This window comes from Paenibacillus sp. FSL K6-1122 (assembly GCF_037977015.1).
Classification (GTDB): Bacteria; Bacillota; Bacilli; order Paenibacillales; family Paenibacillaceae; genus Paenibacillus; species Paenibacillus amylolyticus.
On the sequence record NZ_CP150272.1, the window covers coordinates 5,201,407 to 5,221,961 of the forward strand.

Below are 20,555 nucleotides of genomic sequence, written 5' to 3' on the forward strand. Positions count from 1 at the left end.
CATACCTCATGTAAACTTCATGTTCCATATATCACCTTTATAGTAAGATATAGATTAATGTAAATATTATTAATTTCTAATCGATAAGGAGGGCTTTATTTGAAAAATATAATTGTCTTTGGTGCAAGCAAGGGATTGGGCGATGCATTTGTCAGAGGTGTGCCACAATCCGGTGATAAGGTCTGGGTGGTCTCCCGCAGCAAGCCGGAAAGTCTGTCCGTGGAGGATGGCGTCGAGCGAATATGGATTCAGGCTGATCTTTCCGAGCTTCAGGCCGCAGAGCAAGTTGCCAGCCAACTTCAAGGCGAGACGTTGGATGTGCTTATTTATAACGTGGGGATCTGGGAAAAGGAAGGATTTGAAGAGCACTACACGTTTGATAAGGATGAACCCGCAGATATCAGTCAGCTGATCCATGTGAATGTGACTTCTACAATTGTATGTATACAGGCTTTACTGCCTCAGCTCCGCCAGTCTGAAGCAGGCAAGATCATCCTGATTGGTTCAACAGCCGGTTTGAGCAATGCAGGCAGCAGCCAGGTTTCTTTTGTCGCCTCCAAATTTGCCATACGGGGTATTACGGAAGCTCTAAGAGAACATACGAGAAATGACCGCATCGCGGTGACATGCATCAACCCGGGAGAACTGGCGGCAGAAATTCCGTATGAAGACGGGATGGAACGTGCACTGGCCGAGTATGATGGGACCCGCATTCCCCTGCAGGATATGGTCGCCATCGTTCGATGCATCATCAGCTTGTCCAAAGCGGCCTGCGTAAAAGAGATCAACATGCCCGCCTTAACGGATACGAACACCTAGATAGCAATGACATCTACACGCCTCAATCGGTCCGTTCACCGGGGTGCGCTCTGTATACACACGCTGGACAGACGCCCGTTTACATTAATACATGCGATAAGTGCGCAATACCTATAGAATCCAGACGTTCATGCTCAGGGATATTTTCATATAACAAATGGGATTTTCCGGCCTTGTCCAGGTGATCACGCATAGCTGCAATCCGTCCTTTGTTAACATCAATAAAACGAAAATCGATTTGGAGCAAATGCTCCAGCCCGGTTAGTCCAGCAAACGAATCCGCCTTGAGTGCCGTATTCATCTCTTTCAGTTCAATAGACTCCAAAGCATGGGCTGTCCATAGATGTGTCGTATCCCGCAACGATTTCATATAGTCCAGTTCGAGCTGTCTGAGAGAGGTCATATGGGAAAAGTCGCATAACTGCTCCAGCTTGGGCAAGGACAGATGCAGATATTCCAGCCCGCGCATCTGTTCGAGTCCCTGAATACTCGTCAGTTTGCGAACAGAGCTGAGCTTCAACATCGAGATGGTCGACTGTGTCAATACATCTAGTCCCCCTTTTAACTCACAGTGATCCAGGGATAGATACTGAAGCATAGGCAATTCCGCTAACACATCAACACTTTCGACCGTGCAGTTCAGAATGAGCGTATGCAGTTGGAGGCATGCCGCAATGGAAGCAAATCCGTTGAATTTGCCACGCAGTTCAAGAAAGGTCAATCGTTTGTAGTGTTTAATAAAATCGAGCACGGTTGCCTTTGCAGGTGAATTCAATCTTAGAAACTGCAGTTGCTCCATCGCACCCAGTATCGTCAAATCCTGAGCCTGCGAAAGATCAAGCTGCAAGGCAGACACATGTTTCAACTGTGCCAGTCGCCCCAAAAATCCGGATGAATATACCCCTTTAGGGTCCATATGTGATATGTGTAGAATCAGATCCGGCCGGGCAAAGAATACTTTGGCATCGAGCTCGGCAAGGTCCTCGTATGTATCCGCGTCAACGCGAAAATGAACCGTTGCTCTGCGACGCAACAGATGCACCGCCTGGTGCATCTTTTCGGCATTCCATGGAACCCCCTGTATTGAAGCATGCCATAACTCACTCACAGATAATCCCCCTTTTCCATCCATAGTTCCAATTCATTCCATTATAAACAAGATCGCCTGGATGAACCACTACCGATCCCGTTTTTTCATTCCTTTCCTCTTTTTTCATCCCTCCCCTTTCACCCTGCTCATAATCATACCTTTCCTTTCCGTTGCTTTCAGGATTATTCGACAGAAATCTACATAAAACTATAGATTAAGCCGACATATAACTTAGGCGTTTTGAGCTTTTTATTAATCATCTGGGGAGATGGAATATGTCGAACATGTTGAACAAGTGGGGGAAAAAGAGAGCACGGACATCCAGTATGGCAAATACGTTGTCCATTGTGCTGCTGATCATTATCGTAGTTGTCTTTGCCGTGCTGGGAACATTTATGTTTGCAAGCACACGAAACATTCTGGTGAAACAGCAGGAATCCATGCTCCAGACCAAGACACAAGCCATTGTTAGTGAATTTGATGCACTATTCAAGGAAAAGGGCGCACTGGTCAAGCAAATGTCCACCAACACATTATTTCAGCAATACATAGAAACAACAGCATCTGCTGCGGATGCGAAAAGTTCAACCTACGCTGCGGAAACACAGGCGACACTCGCCGCTATCGTTAAGGCAGAGCCTTCGTTTGCCGATGCCTGGGTCGCGGGTCTGGATGGAAAAGGCTTTTGGATTCAAAATGATGGTGTCGTATCTGCACCGGACTTTGATATCCAGTCACGTCCATACTACAAGCCGGTTACCGACGCAGACGGACTTTATTTCTCCGATCCGTACATTGATATTGCAGCAGGCGATGTACTCATGGGTATCTTTTATCCGATCAAAGACGAAAACAACACCACGATCGGCTTTGCGGCAGCGGATATTGCATTCAAGGATATCCCGGCGATTATGGAGAGTTATTCCCTTGGAAGCACGGGCTATTCCATGTTGCTGTCCAAGAGCGGGGAAATTCTGTACCATCCAGATCAAGAGAAGGTATTGAAGGAAAACATCCTGAACAGTACGGGGGACATGGGAGACATCGGCAAGAAAATGCTTGCGGGTGAAAACGGCGTACAACTTATGAACGACAATGGGGAACGTCGATATATCGGCTACGCTACCAGCAAAGATACGGGATGGTCCGTTGGTCTGACTATATCCGAAGAAGAAGTTCTTGCGGAATTAAAAACATTCACGTGGATTACACTTGGCGGTTTTGCTGCAGCTACCCTTCTGCTTGTGATTATTTGTTATATTACCCTTCGCCGTCTGTTACGCTCCATACCACAGCTGCTGGCCAAGATTAAACAGATTGAACAAGGTGACCTGACTGTCAAACTGGATATCAAATCTAATAATGAAATTGGACAGATCGCCACAGGCTTGAATTCCATGGTGCAGAAAATTCAGGGCATGCTGCAAATGGTCGGCAGCTCGGCGCAAATCCTGAACCAGTCGTCGAATGATCTGCAGGCCATCTCCTCACGAACGGCTGTGACCATGAATGACACATCAACAGCCATCAACGAGATTGCCAATGCAACGAATTATCAGTCCATCGAAACGGAAAATATCTTACGCAAAACAGGCTCATTATCCAGCCAAATTGATGAAATTGCTACCGATGCGCAGGCTATGGGAACGGTCGTGCAGACATCTGCTGATCAAAGCAGCCAAGGACTTGCGGTCGTGGAACAATTATCGAAATGGTCCGACGAAAACCACCAGTCCACCCAAGCAATGTCCTCTATTATCCAGGAGATTGACCTGAGTCGGAATGAAATATCCAGTTTTGTGGATACAGTCAAACAGATTGCCTCTCAAACGAACCTACTCGCCCTGAATGCCTCTATTGAGGCTGCACGTGCTGGCGAACATGGAAGAGGATTTGCCGTCGTTGCCGAAGAGGTCCGCAAACTTGCAGAACAGACGGCTCAGGCAACAGAGGAAATCAACAAAAAGGTGAATGTTATTGAAGAGAAAACAACCCTGTCGGTTGAACATACCATGCGCGGTATGAAGATTGCGGAGGAGAATGCCAAATCCGTAGAAGATACCAAACATGTTTTCTTCAGTATTAACAAAGACTTGAAAGATCTGCAGCAACGTATGATGCAGATTACCACTAATACCGCCAATGTACACAAACACAAAGATGAGATATTCCAGGCACTGGAGATTATCTCATCCACCACAGAGGAGAACTCGGCATCGACGGAAGAAGTAAGCGCCAGCACGCAGGATCAGCTGGATAGTATCGAACAGGTAGCGGATCTGTCGAAACAGTTGAACCAGCTATCTGGCAAACTGCAAGACGAACTAAGTCAGTTTAAAGTAAAGTCATGATCCGCAAGCTTTCCCCTGCTCTTCTCTTTTAGTCGCTGTCCATTTATTATTAATGAATATGCGTACGAAGAGGATTGGAGGCTGAATCATCATCATGAACTTTGCCAAACGAATGGATCATTTCAACGAAGGAATTTTCACCCGGTTGCTGGAGATCAAACGCCGCAGACTGGAGAACGGTCAGCCCGTTATTGATCTCAGTGTGGGTACGCCGAATATCCCACCTGCGCAGCATATTATAACTGCACTATGCGAGGCCGCTGCTGATCCGGCTAATTATATATATGCTGTGAATGATCAGAGTGAGTTGCTGCAAGCTACAAGCGATTGGTACAAGCAACGCTATCAGGTCGAGTTAGACCCGGCAACACAGATCTGTTCCTTGCTCGGTTCACAGGAAGGGCTGGCACATATATCCCTCTCCATTGTCGATGAAGGTGATCTGGTGTTAGTCCCTGACCCCTGCTATCCAGTCTTTGCGGATGGACCGTTACTGGCAGGTGCAGAACTGTATTATATGCCGCAAAAAGAAGAAAACGGGTATGTTATTCAACTTCAGGATATACCGGAAGATATCGCTCATCGAGCAAAATTTATGCTGGTCTCCTATCCCAACAATCCGACAACCGCGATGGCACCGGATCAGTTCTATCTCGACCTGATTGCCTTTGCGAAGAAGTATGATATTATCGTGCTCCATGATAACGCGTACAGCGAGCTCGTATTTGACGGAAAGTCATGTGGAAGCTTCCTCGCATTCCCTGGCGCCATGGACGTCGGTGTGGAATTCAATTCCCTGTCAAAAACGTACGGACTGGCCGGAGCGCGAATCGGCTTCTGTGTGGGCAATACAACCATGGTCTCCATGCTGAAAAAGCTGAAATCCAATATGGATTACGGGATGTTCCTACCTATCCAAAAAGCAGCAATTGCCGCTATTACCGGTGATCAATCGGAGGTTAAACGGGTCAGAGCTATTTATGAACAGCGAAGAGACATCCTCTGTGATGGATTCAGCAATCTCGGTTGGCCCATCGCTAAACCTGAAGCAACGATGTTCGTCTGGAGCCGGATTCCGGCGCACTACGACAGCTCGGAGCAATTTGCCATGGATCTGGTTACACATGCAGGAGTCATCGCAACCCCAGGCAGTGCCTTTGGTCCTTCAGGCGAAGGTTACGTTCGCTTCGCCCTCGTTCAGGATAATGAAATATTGCAACAAGCGGTACAATCAGTTGATGACAGCGGGATTCTGAAATCCAGCTAACGGGAGCACAATTCGAATGTGCTCAAGCCAAAATCCCCTCAAGATCCACAGGGAGTAAGAGTTTCACGTTTGATAAACGTGGTCTCTACTTCTTGTAGACGTGAGGGGATTTTGTCATTTGGTGCGGGAGTAGACATTCATCGGGTGAGGTTATCTGTGGGTACCACACGTCAGGTCCAATGATCCAATATCTATGCAACCCGGTTAAACAGGAACATAAGATCATGGCTGGAGGGCATACCGTGACAGCAAAAAGCCTGCTCGGGGAGCAGGCTTCAGGTTTGAACTTTTTATACAGACTTGCGCCAGTTGGAACGATACATCAGATACAGGAAGTACGGTGTTCCGATGATCGCAATGAGTATGCCTGATGGAATCTCTGTCGGTGCCATGACGGTTCTGCCGATTGTATCGGCGAGCACCAGCATGACTGCACCCGCTAATGCGGATAGGAACATGGATCGTCTTAACTTATTCCCCGTCAGTAGCCGTACCATATGTGGTGCAATCAGGCCGATAAAACCAACGGTTCCTACACAAGCAACCGCACCTGCTGCAAGTAATACACCAACTGTCATGGCCAATAATCGTGTACGACGTACTCCGAGACCAAGCCCGGATGCACTATTGTCGTCAAATACCAGCAGTTCGAATCTGCGTGCCAACCACCAAGCCACCGGTACCAGAATAACTAAAAATAATCCGATAACCCTCACCTGTTCCCAGGTACGAGCATAGGTGCTTCCTGTCAGCCAGATATATCCGCTGCTACCGTATACCGCACCACGGACAATCAGAATCTGAATACCTGCTCCAGCAATCGCAGACATCGCGATCCCCAGCAACACAACCGCCGAAGGGTTCAGTCCTTTCTTCCAGGCGAGGGAGAACACCACCACTGCAGCAATGGCTGCACCGATGATTGCCGCAATTGGCAGCAAGTATATCGGAAGACCCGGCCATAAGATGATGACCATCATCGCTCCAAGCCCTGCACCTGAGGACACACCAACAATTGAAGCATCTGCCAGCGGGTTACGTACCGCCATCTGAATGAGTACACCACTGATTGCCAGTGCAGCTCCTGCACCTGCGGCAACAAGTGTACGCGGAATCCGAAGCTGAATCAGCGCGGAGAACAGTCCATCCGATTGGAACAGACTTGGTAACCAATCGGCCAGAGGAATTCGCATACCGCCAAACATCGTACTGAGCAAGATAAGCACGACCGTTATGACTGAGAATAATACAGCCATCGGGCCAAATGCAAAACGACGCGCAGCTCCTCCTGTGCTCATTGAAGTAGACATGCCTGATCCGTTCGCAGCCTTCATCCGTGTAAGAACAAGCCAGATGAGCCACGGTGCACCAATGATCGCCATAACGGCACCCGTTGGTAGTTCCATGCTGGAGTTATGCACCATCTTGGCGAGGACATCTGCTCCAACCAGGAGCGCTGCGCCCCATATGAACACACCGGGTAAAAGTAATCGGTTAGAACGTACACCACTCAATCGAACCAGATGTGGTGCGACCAGTCCCACGAAGCCAATCGGCCCAATTACACTTACAATCACAGCGGCCAGCAATACAGCAAGAATTAACCCTACTGCACGAGCCAATGTAACCTTTTGTCCCAATGAAGAAGCCGTTGATTCATCCAACTCCAGCATATCCCACTGTCTGGACAGGATTAACGCGAGAAGGGTAATACCAACCACCCAAGGCAAAGCATAAAACACTCCACTCCAGTCATTCTGGACAAGTGTTCCGGAACCCCAAAGGAACAACCCTTGTGTCTCCATGGAGAAAAAAATATGTAATGCACTTGTAAATGAACCAAGCACCATCGATACAATCATACCGGACAACGCAAGTCGAACCGGGCTTGATGTTCGTCCGCCGCCCATGAAATAAGCCGCAAATGCTGCCAGCAAACCACCTAGTGCTGCGAAAAGAAAAGGCGACTGACTTAATAGACCTGGAAAAGCGATAGCTCCCAGCACCACCACAAAGTACGCTCCTGCATTAATGCCCAGCGTATCTGAAGCAGCCAATGGATTACGGGTAATCGTTTGCAGCAAAGCGCCCGCAACAGCCAGTGCGCCACCCGCAAGAATACCAATCACTGTACGCGGCATGCGCAAGTCCCAGACCATATTGTGCTCTAATGAATCCTGTCTGCCTGTAAGAGCGTCCCAAACGACATGCAAAGGAATGGAAGCTTCTCCATAACACAGACTTACAAAAAAAAGCACGATGAGAGCGGTTAGACCGCCCCCATATATGCTAATTGTGCGCCAATTCATAGCTGGCTTAGATCCTTGAACCGAACTCATTTGGTAATCGCCTCGACTACCCCATCAACCAATACTCTGGAGGAGATCGGTCCACCAAATGTCCATGTTGTGCTATCGAGTTGATATGTGCGTTTTTCCTTCACAAAATTCAGTCCGTTCCATACCGAGTTATCTTTCATAGCTGTGCCAAAGACGTCATCGTCTGGTTGTGTAATATAAATGAAGTTACTGTCCTTCACATCGGTTAAGGATTCAATACCTACTGTAGAGAAGCCATAGTTCTCAACTTTATCCGGCTTCCATTCGTTAACCAGTCCGATTTTGTCCAAAGTACCAATCACAACCGAGTTATCGGTAAACATACGCAAGCTGACTGCATTTTGATATGTGAATGCTTGTGTCAGTGCAAAATTGAAGTTTTCTTTCCCCGCAGCAGCCAGTTTTTCTTTGGCTTCTACATAGTGTTGATCGAGATCACTCAGAACTTCTTTTGCTTTGTCTTCTTTACCGAGAGCTGTTGCAATGTTATTAAAGATCTCTGTCATCTTGTCATAATCATAGCCGTCACCATCATACGGATCATATTCAATCGTTGGAGCAATTGCATTCAGCTGATCGTAGACCGCCGTGTTATTATCCGCATTGGCAATGATCAGATCTGGCTTCAATGCAGCAATAGCTTCCAGATTGGGTTCACTGCGTGTTCCGATATCCGTTACACTGTCATCCAGTGCTGCTTCGGATGTTACCCACACTTTATAGTTAGCGTTATCTGCGTTACCTACTGGTTGAACACCCAGGGCAACGACATCTTCCGTATATGTCCATTCAAGCGTAACAACACGTTCTGCTGGCTTGTCCAACTTAAGCTCTCCACGTTTATGCTTCACGGTAACAGGACCTGCTGTCTCTTCAGCCGGAGCACTACCCGAGTCACTACCTTGACTTGTATCTGTTGTAGTCGTGGTTTTACCACAACCCGCCAAAACCAGCACAAAGGCCAGCATAATCAACAGTCCATTCAACCCTTTTTTCATATCTCTTTTCTCCCCTGTTAATATGTATTTATATGATAACAATTATCATTATCACTATTGGATTATGCCGTAGGAATGGATTTTTGTCAATGGAAAGTACCTTATTCCCATTCTTTTATCAAATAAAAAAGGAAAAGATAGCTCAAAAGCCATCCTTCCCTTCTATTGATTGCTGTTAACTCAACTGCATCGTAGTGATGCATGTATTATCATTTTCGTATGTAGACAATTGCGTTTCTGCAACCTTTCCATCTCCAACAATACGAATCAGATAGGTTCTGTCTCTAGGCACCCAAAAATCCATAAATCCGTTCGCACCAGACTTAATCACTGCATCTTTCATAAAAGTGTTGCCTTGAGAATCGTGAATGGTAACGCTAAATTCCTTATTGCTCATTTCCCCCTGACAACCGGTCAAGCTATGAATTGCACAGGGATGGGTCTGGTCCACATAGGGTGCAATGGAAAGGAAAAATTCGTTCTCAGGCAAATCATATGTAATGGTTTTTTCATCTTGATCGGTGACGATTAACTGTTTGGCATTAATGGAGGCAGATTCCGGTGTCTCTTTTCCTGTGCTGATATCTTCCACCAATTTTCGGATGTTGGGCGCATTGGCTGTGCCCGCCTCATCCTTGCCCGTATTGTTTGCAAACAGATAGGTTCCGATTACAATCACAACTGCAACACTTGCAATGATCCACATTTGTTTCTTCATTTGGAGTCCATCTCCTCGTCCGTTTTGGTTTATTATAAGGGAGAACACAGTGATACGGACAGTTTACGACACCAAAGTAACCATATATTCACATTTTTGTATTGTAGCAAGAGTAATTTGCTGCCTGTGCACTGTATCATTGATAAGTAAGGGAGGTTGTGTATATGTTTAAGTCTCCATCTGTATCTGACACCGATCGAAGAGTACACAAATCCAAACTGGCTCTGAAAACAGCCCTTCTGGAATGGATGTCCCGTAAGCCCTTGGCCAGTATAACCATCACCGATATTGTCAAATCCGCCGATTTGAACCGCAGCACATTTTACAAGCATTATGTATACAAAGAAGACCTGTTTGATGAATTGTTAAATGACGTGATTGACGATCTAAAATTAGCCTATCGAGCACCCTATCAGCATTTCCGAGATTTCGATATTAAGGACCTTAACGCCTCAGCAATTCAAATTTTTGACCATGTGCTGGCTCATGCCTCCTTCTATACATTGCTGGTTAATTCTAACGTGCTACTGGATTTCAGGGATACACTCTATATAACACTTAAGAACTTGTATCTGGAGGATGTAACCGATCTGTCGCCTGATCCACGGTTGGATAAGGAACTTCTCGCCTGTTATCAGGCTAATGCCGTTCTTGGTTTAGTTACGGGTTGGGTGCAAAGCAATTTCAAATACAGCGCCTCCTATATGGCTGAACAACTGTTGGAATTCACACGCATGAACCGATCCCAAGAGATTTATCGGTCTAATCTCCATTCTGCAACGAGTCCATCAAGATAACGTTTAGCCATAACTCTGTAGTGGGATCTGTTGTTAAAAAGAGGTACTGTCTCCCTTGAAGCTTGAGATACAGTACCTCTTTAATATGTCGAAACGTTTATTTTAATTAGTTGCTGATCCATCCACCATCTACAGGCAACTCAACACCTGTAATGAATTTGGATTCATCAGATGCCAAAAACAGGTAGGCGTAAGCAATATCCATAGATTCACCAGCATGTGGAGGCAATGGAGCAAGATTTTTGTAATTCTCCCCCATCTCCACCTGTGATTTGATGCCTGCTTTCTCCACCATACCCGTAAACACAGCACCCGGATGTACGGAGTTCACACGAATATTGTCTTTGGCAAACCACTGTGCCCCGTGTTTGGTCAATGAACGTACAGATCCCTTGGAAGCACTATAAGCCGCGCCCTGGGCATCCGCTATTCCACCAATGATTGCTGCAATGGAAGAGGTATTAACGATCGAACCTTGTCCATTCTTCTGCATATAAGGAATGACTGCCTTCATGCCGAGCCATACACCTGTACCATTAATGGACATAACCTTGTCCCAATCCTCTAACTCAGCTTCCAAAATGCCTTTGGCCATATGAATTCCCGCATTGTTGACCAGAATATCTATTTTGCCGTATTTCGATACGGTTTCTTCCACAACAGCTTTCCAGGACTCTGGGCTGGACACATCCAGCTTCAACGCAATGGCTTCACCGCCACCAGCTACGATCTGTTTAACCTGTTCCTCCAAAGCTTCGACTGCCACATCGGTAGCCACTACCTTGGCTCCTTCTTTTGCAAATAATTGAATACCTGCCAATCCCATTCCACTTGCGGAACCGGTTATAATTGCAACTTTTCCAGTTAATCTGCCCATTCATATCATCCTTTCCTATTACGATGAGTGCCTCATTACGACACCCAATCTATTAACACCTTTAGTATACGGATGAAATGAAAGCTCTTTCAATCAGCAAATAGACAGGCTTTTGTGGGATAACCGATAATGTGTGCTTCCTTTTGTCTGTTATGTCAAAGTTAATCCACAAATCTAAACCAATCTGTTGTTTTCACTCTCATACTGTATTCCATCTCAAGGTGCCATAATCCGGTCTGCCATTTCCTCGGCTTGCAGCACCGCAGACAACGGGTCGGAGAGGAAATATCTATTCCAGTCAAGGCTAATAATCTGGCAGTGATCTGTCTCGATAGACTTCTGCCATGGTTTGCCTGAAGCTTGATCAAGTTCGTGTCTTGGACCATTATCCAACACCAACAGGTAGTCCTCCAGGTACCCACCTACCGCACTCCGCGCAATATCCAGGTATTCCAGGCCCGGCTCCAATAGTTCCTGGCGAACCTTGCCTGCTGGCTTCAAGTTCAGTAATCCGTAGGCTGCCTTACCTCCACGAGTTCCCGTATTTCCCACAAGGGTAATATGTTCTCCCCAGTTCGGATCAATGACGGTAAATGTCTTCTCTGCGGAGACCTTGCCCGGGATCGTTTGCTGCAAAGTATGTACTCTCCGCCCGTATTCGTTAATCCATGTTTCGGCTTCTGTCTGGCGATTCAGAATACGTCCCATCTCTCGAATCTCCTCCGCGACAGAGCCGTAACCAGTCCCTCCATAGACCACCGTTGGTGCAATTCTGGCATAGGAAGCGTAAGCAGCACGATTCCAGGTGATAATCAAATCGGGCTCCAGTTCAAGCACTTTTTCGAGCGAGATAAAATTATGATTGCCGATATCCTGTACTTGATCATAGATATAAGGCTCCAGCATTTGGTTACTTTCAATGAGTGAATGCGGCGCTCCGAGAGGCGTCACTCCCAATGCCAGTACTTCTCCCAAATTCCAGTCGACGACAACACGGCTAGGCTTGTTAGGTATCGTAATCTCGCCCATGCTTGTGGCAAGCATCCGAGTTCTGGCTCTTGGTACCGCGGGCGCTGGGGGTTTCCTCACTTGGACTCCTTTCAAATCTACAATCTCCTGTTCTGGCCAGGTCTGGTCGGCTTCAAGTATGGGTACCGTTCGTTCGCTCCATCCCGAATAATGACTTTCCAGAACGGCAAGTGGTTGGAATGTTTGCAGGGCTACATCTGGAGCACTGCACTCTCGACGCTTTCTGTAAAACTCAGGAGATACACCATAATGTTTCTTGAAATAACGACTTAGCGTGTAGCCGTTCTCATAGCCTACTCTCTCCGCGATTTCCTGTAAGGTCCCATTCGTGCTCACCAGTAGTTTTAATGCCTGTTCCATCCGAATCTGTGACAGCACACGGCTGGGACTCGTATTTAATTGAAGCTGAAACAATTGATTTAGATACCTTGGACTACAATTCAGCATTTCAGCTACCTGTTCTATCTTGAGTGGTTCCCCGAAGTGACGTTTCATATAATGCACCGCTTGATCTACCCGATCCAGCTTAGCATCGTTAAACTTCTGCTCCTGCATTTGTTTCAGCATCTCGGCGAGCCATTGGTAGAACAGCGCCTTGGTTTGAATCCGGCCTGCTGACTGTAGTTCATTCCATTGTCTGTATATCAACTGCATGATTTCAATTAATGGCAATGGACACGCTGGTTCAAAACCAAAACTTACTTGCAAAGACTCCGACCCAGTATATGTTTGGGATCTTTCAGTATTTGGCTTCTCTGACTCTGGTGACGAATAAGACAACATATGTATTTCCATCGGCTTCTTAGCCAGACAATCCAGGCGCGTTCCTTTGGAGGCGTGCAGAATATATGTCCCTTTAATGTGATGCATCGCCTGACCAAGCCAGATCTTCCCCTTGCCATTCGTAATTAGTAAAAAAGCATTCGAGGGAAGCGTCCACGTATTAGGATCTTCACTGATGTTAACGGTCATAATCCGAATATCCAGTAATCGGATTGTTATATGCTCCCATAATGCCCCGTATTCTTCTATGTTCATCGTCATGGACCTTTCTTTGTGTTTCCTCGTTACCACATCCAAAGCTTCGCCTCATCATATATGATAATCATTCTCAGTTCAACCTGTCGATTGAGTTCTGAAATGGTTATGCTTCCGCTTCCGAATTGGTTATTGTGCAATCGTTAGATTGTCTCTAGAGTTATATTAAATGAAAATCATTATCAATTAGAAAGAGGGTTCGTCATGTTGTTTAAGAAAGCTTGGTATCGTATCACCCTGCCTGTTTTGCTGATCATGGCCGTATTCATTAGTGGTTGTACCCAGAAAGAGACCGTGAAACCTGGGGCGACAGAAACAGGAAACACCGCACCGCAAACAAGAACACTCTCCACGATGATGGGAGACGTTACAGTCCCCCTCAACCCGGAGCGGGTTGTCGTTGATTGGAATATAGGACATGTTCTGGCTGTCGGCGTAACACCAGTTGGTGTGCCGAGTAGCCTGCTGGATTATGGAGTATTCCTGCGTGACAAACTTGTGGATAGCGCGGATTTGGGTAACCACAGTGAGGTTTCACTTGAGAAAATGGTAGAGCTGGAACCGGATCTGATTATCACATGGGACCAGGAGAAATTTCAGACCTATTCCAAAATCGCTCCGACTGTCGTATTCGTACCCGATCAGTATGCTTCCATGGAAGCAGAAGTGACAGCCATGGGCGAGATTCTGAACCGCGAAGCAGAAGCTATAACTTGGAACGAATCATTTAAACAACGGATCGCAGCAGCTCAGGCCAAAATTAAAGGTGTCATTCCGGATGGTGCCACCTTCACCGTTGCCGATTTTAACTTTTTGAAGAACCCAGCCATTATCGGCAACAGCGCCAATCGTGGTGGAAGAGCAGCCTATGAATTGCTTGGACTAACTCCGGCACCCAAGGTAAAATCAGATCTTCTGGACCAAGGCAAAGAAAACCTGGAAGCTAGCGCGGAGGTCTTTGGAGAGTATGTAGGTGATTACCTACTGATGATGGTTACAGAAGGCACGAAAGATCACTCCCTGTTGCCTACCGTCTGGGACAATCTGCCTGCGGTGCAGAACGACCATATCTACAAACTGGATATTCATAAATATTTCACTGCTGATCCCTATACCTCCATTCTACAAGCCGAAGAGATCGCAGATCGACTCGCAAGTGGACAGACTGAGCTGAATTAGCGCGAGTTTTCAATTCTAGTGAGGCCCGAAACCGAACCTGAACGTGTTCAGCGTAGGCAAGCGCACTGAATCCTGAATGTATGAGAACGTACCTTTCAAGTGCGAGCAGGCACTGACGAATCTGAGACGTCTTATTCAACGATTTGAAGCGCCTACAGAAACCTAAAGAACTTGAGACACTCTATATCCGATTAACAAGCCGTTTTCAGTTTTTTTATAAGGGGATTTTGGTAGATAACGTGTCTGATGGACCTTACAATTTAAGAAGATGAGCTGAAGGCCAAATAAGATGTCCTGAGTTCCTTAGAAAATCATCTATCCATTCGCCAAGATCGGCAGTCTGGAGATTCAAGACCGTTTATCCATCTCAGCGTATCCTTATTGATAATAGTGACATGTTCAAACCAAATAAAACAGCGCCACCTCGTTCTGGTGGGCGCTGTTTGTGTAAACTTTTTTTGAAGCCCGACACAATTTCGAGGAGATCTCGAAATTGTGTCGGGCTCTTCAGATTGCCTTCCATTCACGCAAACCTATCTACGTATTGGAGAGCGCTTTGTTTTTCTCATAAAACCGGGCATTGTGAGAAGATACCCCTGCCATATCGGAAGCAGCAGGTTCCAGATACGTCTTGGCACTGTTGACTGCGAGCACCGCATCGTTAAAAGCACCTGCGATCAGCCTGACTTTGCTTCCATAAGTAATGAAATCACCTGCTCCGAATATGCCTGGAATGTTGGTACGCATGCGCTGATCAACGGACACGCCGTAATCTTCACGCGCCAGTCCCCATTGCACAAGGTTACCGAAATCACGATCATATCCGTGGCTTACGACAACTTCATCCACTTCAACATGTGTGATCTCACCAGTTTCTACATGGGCCAACTCAACACGATCGATTTTATCACCTGTACCGTATAAGCGTGAGATGTTAAATGGCGTCATGACGTTGGCCTGAGCTTTCATCTGAGCAACTGGCGACTCGTGTCCGGTAAATTCATGACGTCTGTGTGCCACCGTAACTTCACTTGCTATTTTGCCCATTTCATTCGCCCAGTCGACTGCGGAATCACCACCACCCGAGATCAGAACACGCTTCCCGGCAAATCGGGACAGATCCGTTATCGTATAGTGCAGATTTGTCAGCTCATACCGATTGGCACCCTCGACATCCAGCTTTTGCACCTGGGTCATGCCTCTGCCCGCACATAACAGGATGGTACGTGTGTAATGGCGCTCCCCTGTTTTAGACATGAGTACAAATACACCATCTTCACGTCGTTCAAGCTCAGCAATTTCCTGCCCAAATACAATCGTTGGATCGAACGTTCTCGCTTGTCTCTCCAGCGATTCAATCAGCTTCTCACAGCGAATCGGATCAACCCCGCCCACATCCCAGATCAGCTTCTCCGGGTATGTACGCATGAATCCGCCGAGTTCCTGTTTGGCTTCGATGATCTTGGTACGCATGGCTCTCATGCCACTATAAAAGGAGGCGTACATTCCAGCAGGTCCCCCACCAACGATGGTAATATCGTAGATATCCAATTGTGTCTCCATCGTCATCTATGGCACCAACTTTTCAACAACATAGTCCATCAATTTTACAGAGCCAATTGGACCCACACCCGATACGAATTGGCTTGTCTTCAACGGGAAGACATGATCATTCTTCACAGCCTCCAGATTCGACCACACCTGGCTTGCTTTGAGATCTTCCATAGATTTCTTCGTGTCATAACCTACGAGGGTTCTGTCTTCCAGGAAAATATAATCCGGATTCATCTCAGGCAAGAATTCCAGAGAGAACTGGCTAAACCAATCTGTAGAGTCTTTGATCGCTTCAGGACTATTCAGACCCAGGATATCATAGAAGAAAACACTGCTGCTTCCTCCTTTGGGACCCATGAAACGGTAACGATTGTGCTCTACCCGGAGAACCAATACGGTCTTGTCTCCCAGGGCTGTCGCAATTTTCTCTTTCGCTTGTGAGGCTTTCTCATCGAATTCAGCCAGTACTTTGGCAGATTCTTCGTTCTTGTCAAATATGGCAGCCAGCTTTGGCATAGCACGTTTCATTTCACTGTTGGCATCAAGTGCCACTGTAGGAGCGATTTTGGACAATTCATCATATACGCCCTGTTCCATACCTTCGCCAGCGGTAAGAATCATATCCGGTGACAACGCAAGCAACTGCTCATAATTATATTGATATTGCTCGACTTCAATGATCTGGACCCCGTGTTCTTTCAAATAATCAGGGCGGTATTCCGCTTCAACTTCTGGAGTTAACAAAACGATTTGGGGTGTAACACCCATTTCAATCAGATACTCGGCATAAATCGAATCAAACACAACCAGATTTTGAGGATGAGTTGGAATCGTTACTTCTCCAAACTGATCCTTCACCACCTTAGTCCCACTTTCAGTCGCTGTTTCTTCTGCAGTACTCGCTGCTCCTTCAGTTGAAGCCCCTGCTGTTCCAGCTGTAGCATTCTCTTCCTTGGTTCCACCGGAACATGCCGCCAACATCATACTGATCACCAACAGCATGATGCCCAACCCTTTAAATCTTCGTGACATGATATACTTCGCCCCTTATGTATATTGATAATGATAATTATTATCAAATAGTATCAAATAAGAAGTGTTGCTTCCATAGCATATCGTGCGTATTCAGTTGGATTATTGTGCTCTCTCATGAAAAGATTCCGCAAAATGGCGAATGATCTGATTAAGAATCAGAGTGTGTCCCGTTATTCCGTGACCGTCTACCCACAGGTGAGTATCTACGTAAAATACCCGATTATTTTTCACAGCCTTCAGCTCGTTCCATTGCGGACTCTCCCATAGTTTCCTCATATTCTCTTCAGCACTGAAGTGCTGCATGATTCGCTTCTCCACAAAGAGGTAATCGGGATTGGCTTGTTTGAGCAGTTCAAGCGAACAAGGGTTAAACCATGCTGTACCTGAATCCAGTGCTTGCGGCAGTGTTAATCCAAGCTGTTCATATAACAAGTGTGATACCCCGTGTGAATGCCCACCCAGATATCGATAACCAAATGCTTCTACCCTCAGCAGCATGACAGTGGACGCGGATTGGATGAAGGGTTGCAACTGTCGCTTAGCTACGCTGACTTCGTGTTTCATCTGCTGATGCAGTCTATAAGCCTCATCTTCTTTATAAAACCAGGCTGCCAATTGATTGAGCATTGGTTCTACATCTTGATGAAGTCCGGTTAGAATCGGTGCAATTGTGCGCAGTTCCCTTTTGACCTCTTCCGTCAATACGTTTCCAATCAACATCTCCGGTTGAACTTGTCGAACAAGTTCTATCTCCACCTCATACTGTGTCACCTCCAGCATCTTCACTCCATGAGCGGTAAATTGTTCACGGTGATGTGGAGACAACAGGATCGGAGTTACCACTACGGCATGGGGGATGACACCCAGATGAATCATAATTTCTGCACAGATTGGAGAAAGTGATACGATTTTGCGCTGCTTCATCGTCTGCCTATATATCTTAGGTGATACGCCAGTCAATTGTTTGAAGCGCCGGCTAAAATAATGAGCATCTTCAAATCCAGACTTTTTGGCAATATCCTGTGAGGTTGCAGCGGTTAATATCAGTTCTTCCTGCGCGCGATAGATCCGGTAGTGTGCAAGATAATCCAGAGGTGGCTTACCATATCGCTCACTAAATTTGCGGGAGTAATGCCATGGACTGATTCCGGCAATCTGAGCTAACTGTGTACGTGTAATGACCTGATCATAATGCTGCTGCATGTAGTCAATGGAGCGAAGTATACCGTGTTCTGGCTTCAACTCGTCATCCGGTTGTTTCCGATATAGATTACTTAACAACTCATATAACAAATGCTGATTGCCAACCCTTTCTGCACTCTGATCCTGTGTATGCACTTCACTCCAATGCTGAATGATACTTGCCAGACTTCCACCGGACAGTTGCACTTTCTGATACGCCTCTCCTGACGGTAACCGCCATTCGAACTTCTGAGCTTCCCGTCTATCATGCAGCACCGAATATGTATCGAACTGAACATGCCAGCCTGCCAGATCCAGGTTGCCACCTTCAATGACCTCCATTACGGAGTTCTCTTCAACCGCAATTAATTCTCCATAGGAGACGTGAACTCGGTGTCCATTTATATTCCAGATCGCTTTTCCATCAATGATAAATATCAAGGTGTGACTGAAAAAGTGATGCAGCTCGCCTTTTGTTATCCATGCGTTGCTTAGTGCATTCGTTGACTTCCATTGAGCAATCCATTCCATGTTGTCAGACATAGGTTATCCTTTCAAAGGGATTAGTAATCCAGATTTATAGTTTTCACTATATCAAAATACATGACAACTCCATAACCAACAAGGTATGGCTTGAATAACATGGAGGACAGCGATTATACATTTCATACTTACATTAATCAGAAAAACACAACAAAAAAGCCCGTACCACAAGGCACAGGCTCTTTCTTACAACTTTAATACTACTTTTCAATGCTACGTTTTACGTATTACTCAATGCTGGCTTTCGGTGACCCCTGTCCCCGTTTCTGTCCTTTTCCTGCCATCCAATACGTTAGTCCACCTGAGACACCAAACGCAATAACCACACCAATGCAAGTGTGTAACAGATTCAGGCTACCCTCTTCGATGAAGAGCGGGAGGCTGACCAAGCTCGGATTCCCCACCATAGCAAATGCCTTGACAGATAACAATCCGAAATATAGTCCACCCGCAGCTCCACCCAGCAATGCCGCATAGAAAGAGGATCTTTTTCTCATGTTGACCGCATACAATGCAGGCTCTACAACTCCAAGGAGGGCTGTTCCAGTAGCCCAGAAAGCCAGGCTTCTTGATGTTGGCTCTTTCGAGCGGATTCCGTTTGCAAGCGCAGCCCCCGCTTGTCCAACAATCGCCACTAACATGGCAGCAATCACCATAGAACCACCATTCATAACCATTTCATTAATGATGATGGCAATCAGCCAGTAGTGTAATCCCATAATTAACATCAGTGAGAAGACAGCTCCCAGTAACATCACCGACAACACTGGAGCATTAGCTACTAGTGAATTCAATGCCTCCGGCAGATATTCATCAATCCAGGTGCCGACTGGACCAAGTATCATCAATACTAGCGGAACAAGAATCAGTAACGTCAGGAATGGAGCAACCATCCCTTTGGAGAATTTTGGACTCCATCGTTCAACGACTCTTTCCAATAAGGCGGCTGCACAGATCGTTAGAATGACCCAGATGGGCGTAGAGTAAAAAGCAGGCTGAGACACAAGTGGCAAACCCAGGAAATGCACCTCTTTTTCCCCTGACATCAGCATGGTCATCTCCGGATAAAACATGAGTCCGCCAATAGATGCTGCAACATAGATATTGCTCTTCAACCGATAAGCTGTGCTGATTGCTACCAATATAGGCAGTACATAAAATACACCGTCTCCAATGATCCTGAAGATCGTAAAGGTCTGGCTGTCCATCAATGCTGAAGAGTCGGCAGAACTGTACGTATCCATTAACGCAATAATGGCGACTATAATTTTAATAACAGCGGCTCCGAGAATCGCAGGCATCAAGGGCCTGAATACATCGGATACAAAATGTAAGATCGAGAATCCGTTTTTCTTCGCGTGTCCCGCTTCCTGCAACGCTGTCCCTGTCGAATCCCAAGCGTCCATACCCAGTAACGTATTGTAGATGAGTGAAGATTCATCTCTTATTACCAGATGACAATGCTCACCTGTTACCCGAATATTTGCTACAACATCTGCGGAGGTAAGAGCCGACATGTTCAACTGTGTACTGTCCTTCAGTACCAGTGTCGTTGTGTCCTTATCATGTTCTACGAGCTTAATGTTCTCCTTGCCACCTGCGAGTTTCAACCAATCTTCAATTTGTGTGTCATGCATTATGTACGATCTCCTCATATTACGGTAAACCCGTGTTTTGTGATGTGTTATGATCTAATATGCCTCTATCTATATACACATTTCCATGAAAAAACTTCAATA

Annotated in this window: 15 protein-coding genes; 5 read left to right on the forward strand and 10 right to left on the reverse strand. The window is 46.2% G+C overall.

What is annotated here, in order from left to right; translation table 11 throughout:
* Positions 1–99 precede the first annotated feature (99 nt).
* Positions 100–819: an SDR family NAD(P)-dependent oxidoreductase gene (locus tag NSQ20_RS23320; protein ID WP_076252755.1), complete on the forward strand. Its 720-nt coding sequence runs from the start codon at positions 100–102 to the stop codon at positions 817–819.
* Positions 820–898: 79 nt separating this feature from the next.
* On the opposite strand, the gene NSQ20_RS23325 is transcribed toward NSQ20_RS23320, so the two are convergent.
* Positions 899–1,927 (reverse strand): hypothetical protein, encoded by a 1,029-nt coding sequence (locus NSQ20_RS23325; RefSeq protein ID WP_076318803.1) that lies wholly within the window; start codon positions 1,925–1,927, stop codon positions 899–901.
* Positions 1,928–2,184: 257 nt separating this feature from the next.
* On the opposite strand from NSQ20_RS23325, the gene NSQ20_RS23330 reads away from it, so the two are divergent.
* The gene (locus NSQ20_RS23330; protein ID WP_256721296.1) at positions 2,185–4,260 is read left to right on the forward strand and encodes a methyl-accepting chemotaxis protein; all 2,076 of its coding nucleotides are present in this window, start codon (positions 2,185–2,187) and stop codon (positions 4,258–4,260) included.
* A gap of 94 nt (positions 4,261–4,354) precedes the next feature.
* Complete coding sequence (locus NSQ20_RS23335; protein ID WP_076318802.1) at positions 4,355–5,527, forward strand: aminotransferase class I/II-fold pyridoxal phosphate-dependent enzyme; 1,173 nt, start codon at positions 4,355–4,357, stop codon at positions 5,525–5,527.
* A 290-nt stretch (positions 5,528–5,817) separates the two neighbouring features.
* Here the strand turns inward: NSQ20_RS23335 and NSQ20_RS23340 are convergent, their stop codons facing one another.
* From NSQ20_RS23340 to NSQ20_RS23350, 3 genes are all read right to left on the reverse strand, one after another.
* On the reverse strand, positions 5,818–7,866 hold the full coding sequence (locus NSQ20_RS23340) for an iron ABC transporter permease (protein WP_036617472.1): 2,049 nt from the start codon (positions 7,864–7,866) through the stop codon (positions 5,818–5,820).
* Positions 7,863–8,864, reverse strand: a complete 1,002-nt coding sequence (locus NSQ20_RS23345) for an iron-siderophore ABC transporter substrate-binding protein (RefSeq protein ID WP_340030980.1) — start codon at positions 8,862–8,864, stop codon at positions 7,863–7,865. Before NSQ20_RS23345 ends, NSQ20_RS23340 begins: the two co-directional genes overlap by 4 nt.
* Positions 8,865–9,039: 175 nt before the next feature.
* The gene (locus NSQ20_RS23350; protein ID WP_340030982.1) at positions 9,040–9,582 is read right to left on the reverse strand and encodes a CueP family metal-binding protein; all 543 of its coding nucleotides are present in this window, start codon (positions 9,580–9,582) and stop codon (positions 9,040–9,042) included.
* Positions 9,583–9,746: 164 nt separating this feature from the next.
* Here NSQ20_RS23350 and NSQ20_RS23355 point away from each other — a divergent pair, with 164 nt between their 5' ends.
* Positions 9,747–10,379: a TetR/AcrR family transcriptional regulator gene (locus NSQ20_RS23355; protein WP_036668629.1), complete on the forward strand. Its 633-nt coding sequence runs from the start codon at positions 9,747–9,749 to the stop codon at positions 10,377–10,379.
* A 106-nt stretch (positions 10,380–10,485) separates the two neighbouring features.
* On the opposite strand, the gene NSQ20_RS23360 is transcribed toward NSQ20_RS23355, so the two are convergent.
* Positions 10,486–11,256, reverse strand: a complete 771-nt coding sequence (locus NSQ20_RS23360) for a glucose 1-dehydrogenase (RefSeq protein ID WP_036668630.1) — start codon at positions 11,254–11,256, stop codon at positions 10,486–10,488.
* 216 nt (positions 11,257–11,472) lie between these two features.
* On the reverse strand, positions 11,473–13,323 hold the full coding sequence (locus tag NSQ20_RS23365) for an AraC family transcriptional regulator (RefSeq protein ID WP_162163191.1): 1,851 nt from the start codon (positions 13,321–13,323) through the stop codon (positions 11,473–11,475).
* A 204-nt stretch (positions 13,324–13,527) separates the two neighbouring features.
* Here NSQ20_RS23365 and NSQ20_RS23370 point away from each other — a divergent pair, with 204 nt between their 5' ends.
* Positions 13,528–14,502: an ABC transporter substrate-binding protein gene (locus NSQ20_RS23370; protein ID WP_051449599.1), complete on the forward strand. Its 975-nt coding sequence runs from the start codon at positions 13,528–13,530 to the stop codon at positions 14,500–14,502.
* A gap of 537 nt (positions 14,503–15,039) precedes the next feature.
* Here NSQ20_RS23370 and NSQ20_RS23375 read toward each other — a convergent pair.
* The 4 genes from NSQ20_RS23375 to NSQ20_RS23390 all read right to left on the reverse strand — a co-directional run bounded on the left by NSQ20_RS23375 (position 15,040) and on the right by NSQ20_RS23390 (position 20,453).
* Positions 15,040–16,065 carry an NAD(P)/FAD-dependent oxidoreductase gene (locus NSQ20_RS23375; protein ID WP_036668728.1) on the reverse strand — a complete coding sequence of 342 codons (1,026 nt, stop codon included), beginning with the start codon at positions 16,063–16,065 and terminating at the stop codon, positions 15,040–15,042.
* Between the two features lie 6 nt (positions 16,066–16,071).
* Entirely contained in the window at positions 16,072–17,088 is a 1,017-nt protein-coding gene (locus NSQ20_RS23380) for an ABC transporter substrate-binding protein (RefSeq protein ID WP_036668632.1), read from the reverse strand.
* Positions 17,089–17,190: 102 nt separating this feature from the next.
* Positions 17,191–18,816: a helix-turn-helix domain-containing protein gene (locus NSQ20_RS23385; RefSeq protein ID WP_036668633.1), complete on the reverse strand. Its 1,626-nt coding sequence runs from the start codon at positions 18,814–18,816 to the stop codon at positions 17,191–17,193.
* Between the two features lie 227 nt (positions 18,817–19,043).
* Positions 19,044–20,453 carry a PTS transporter subunit EIIC gene (locus tag NSQ20_RS23390; RefSeq protein ID WP_340030984.1) on the reverse strand — a complete coding sequence of 470 codons (1,410 nt, stop codon included), beginning with the start codon at positions 20,451–20,453 and terminating at the stop codon, positions 19,044–19,046.
* Positions 20,454–20,555 lie beyond the last annotated feature (102 nt).

Bases quoted from the DNA above. Each gene is read 5' to 3' on its own strand.
- NSQ20_RS23330 (WP_256721296.1), top strand. From the start codon at position 2,185: ATGTCGAACATGTTGAACAAGTGGGGGAAAAAGAGAGCACGGACATCC.
- NSQ20_RS23335 (WP_076318802.1), top strand. From the start codon at position 4,355: ATGAACTTTGCCAAACGAATGGATCATTTCAACGAAGGAATTTTCACC.
- NSQ20_RS23340 (WP_036617472.1), bottom strand. From the start codon at position 7,866: ATGAGTTCGGTTCAAGGATCTAAGCCAGCTATGAATTGGCGCACAATT.
- NSQ20_RS23345 (WP_340030980.1), bottom strand. From the start codon at position 8,864: ATGAAAAAAGGGTTGAATGGACTGTTGATTATGCTGGCCTTTGTGCTG.
- NSQ20_RS23350 (WP_340030982.1), bottom strand. From the start codon at position 9,582: ATGAAGAAACAAATGTGGATCATTGCAAGTGTTGCAGTTGTGATTGTA.
- NSQ20_RS23355 (WP_036668629.1), top strand. From the start codon at position 9,747: ATGTTTAAGTCTCCATCTGTATCTGACACCGATCGAAGAGTACACAAA.
- NSQ20_RS23360 (WP_036668630.1), bottom strand. From the start codon at position 11,256: ATGGGCAGATTAACTGGAAAAGTTGCAATTATAACCGGTTCCGCAAGT.
- NSQ20_RS23365 (WP_162163191.1), bottom strand. From the start codon at position 13,323: ATGAACATAGAAGAATACGGGGCATTATGGGAGCATATAACAATCCGA.
- NSQ20_RS23370 (WP_051449599.1), top strand. From the start codon at position 13,528: ATGTTGTTTAAGAAAGCTTGGTATCGTATCACCCTGCCTGTTTTGCTG.
- NSQ20_RS23375 (WP_036668728.1), bottom strand. From the start codon at position 16,065: ATGGAGACACAATTGGATATCTACGATATTACCATCGTTGGTGGGGGA.
- NSQ20_RS23380 (WP_036668632.1), bottom strand. From the start codon at position 17,088: ATGTCACGAAGATTTAAAGGGTTGGGCATCATGCTGTTGGTGATCAGT.
- NSQ20_RS23385 (WP_036668633.1), bottom strand. From the start codon at position 18,816: ATGTCTGACAACATGGAATGGATTGCTCAATGGAAGTCAACGAATGCA.
- NSQ20_RS23390 (WP_340030984.1), bottom strand. From the start codon at position 20,453: ATGCATGACACACAAATTGAAGATTGGTTGAAACTCGCAGGTGGCAAG.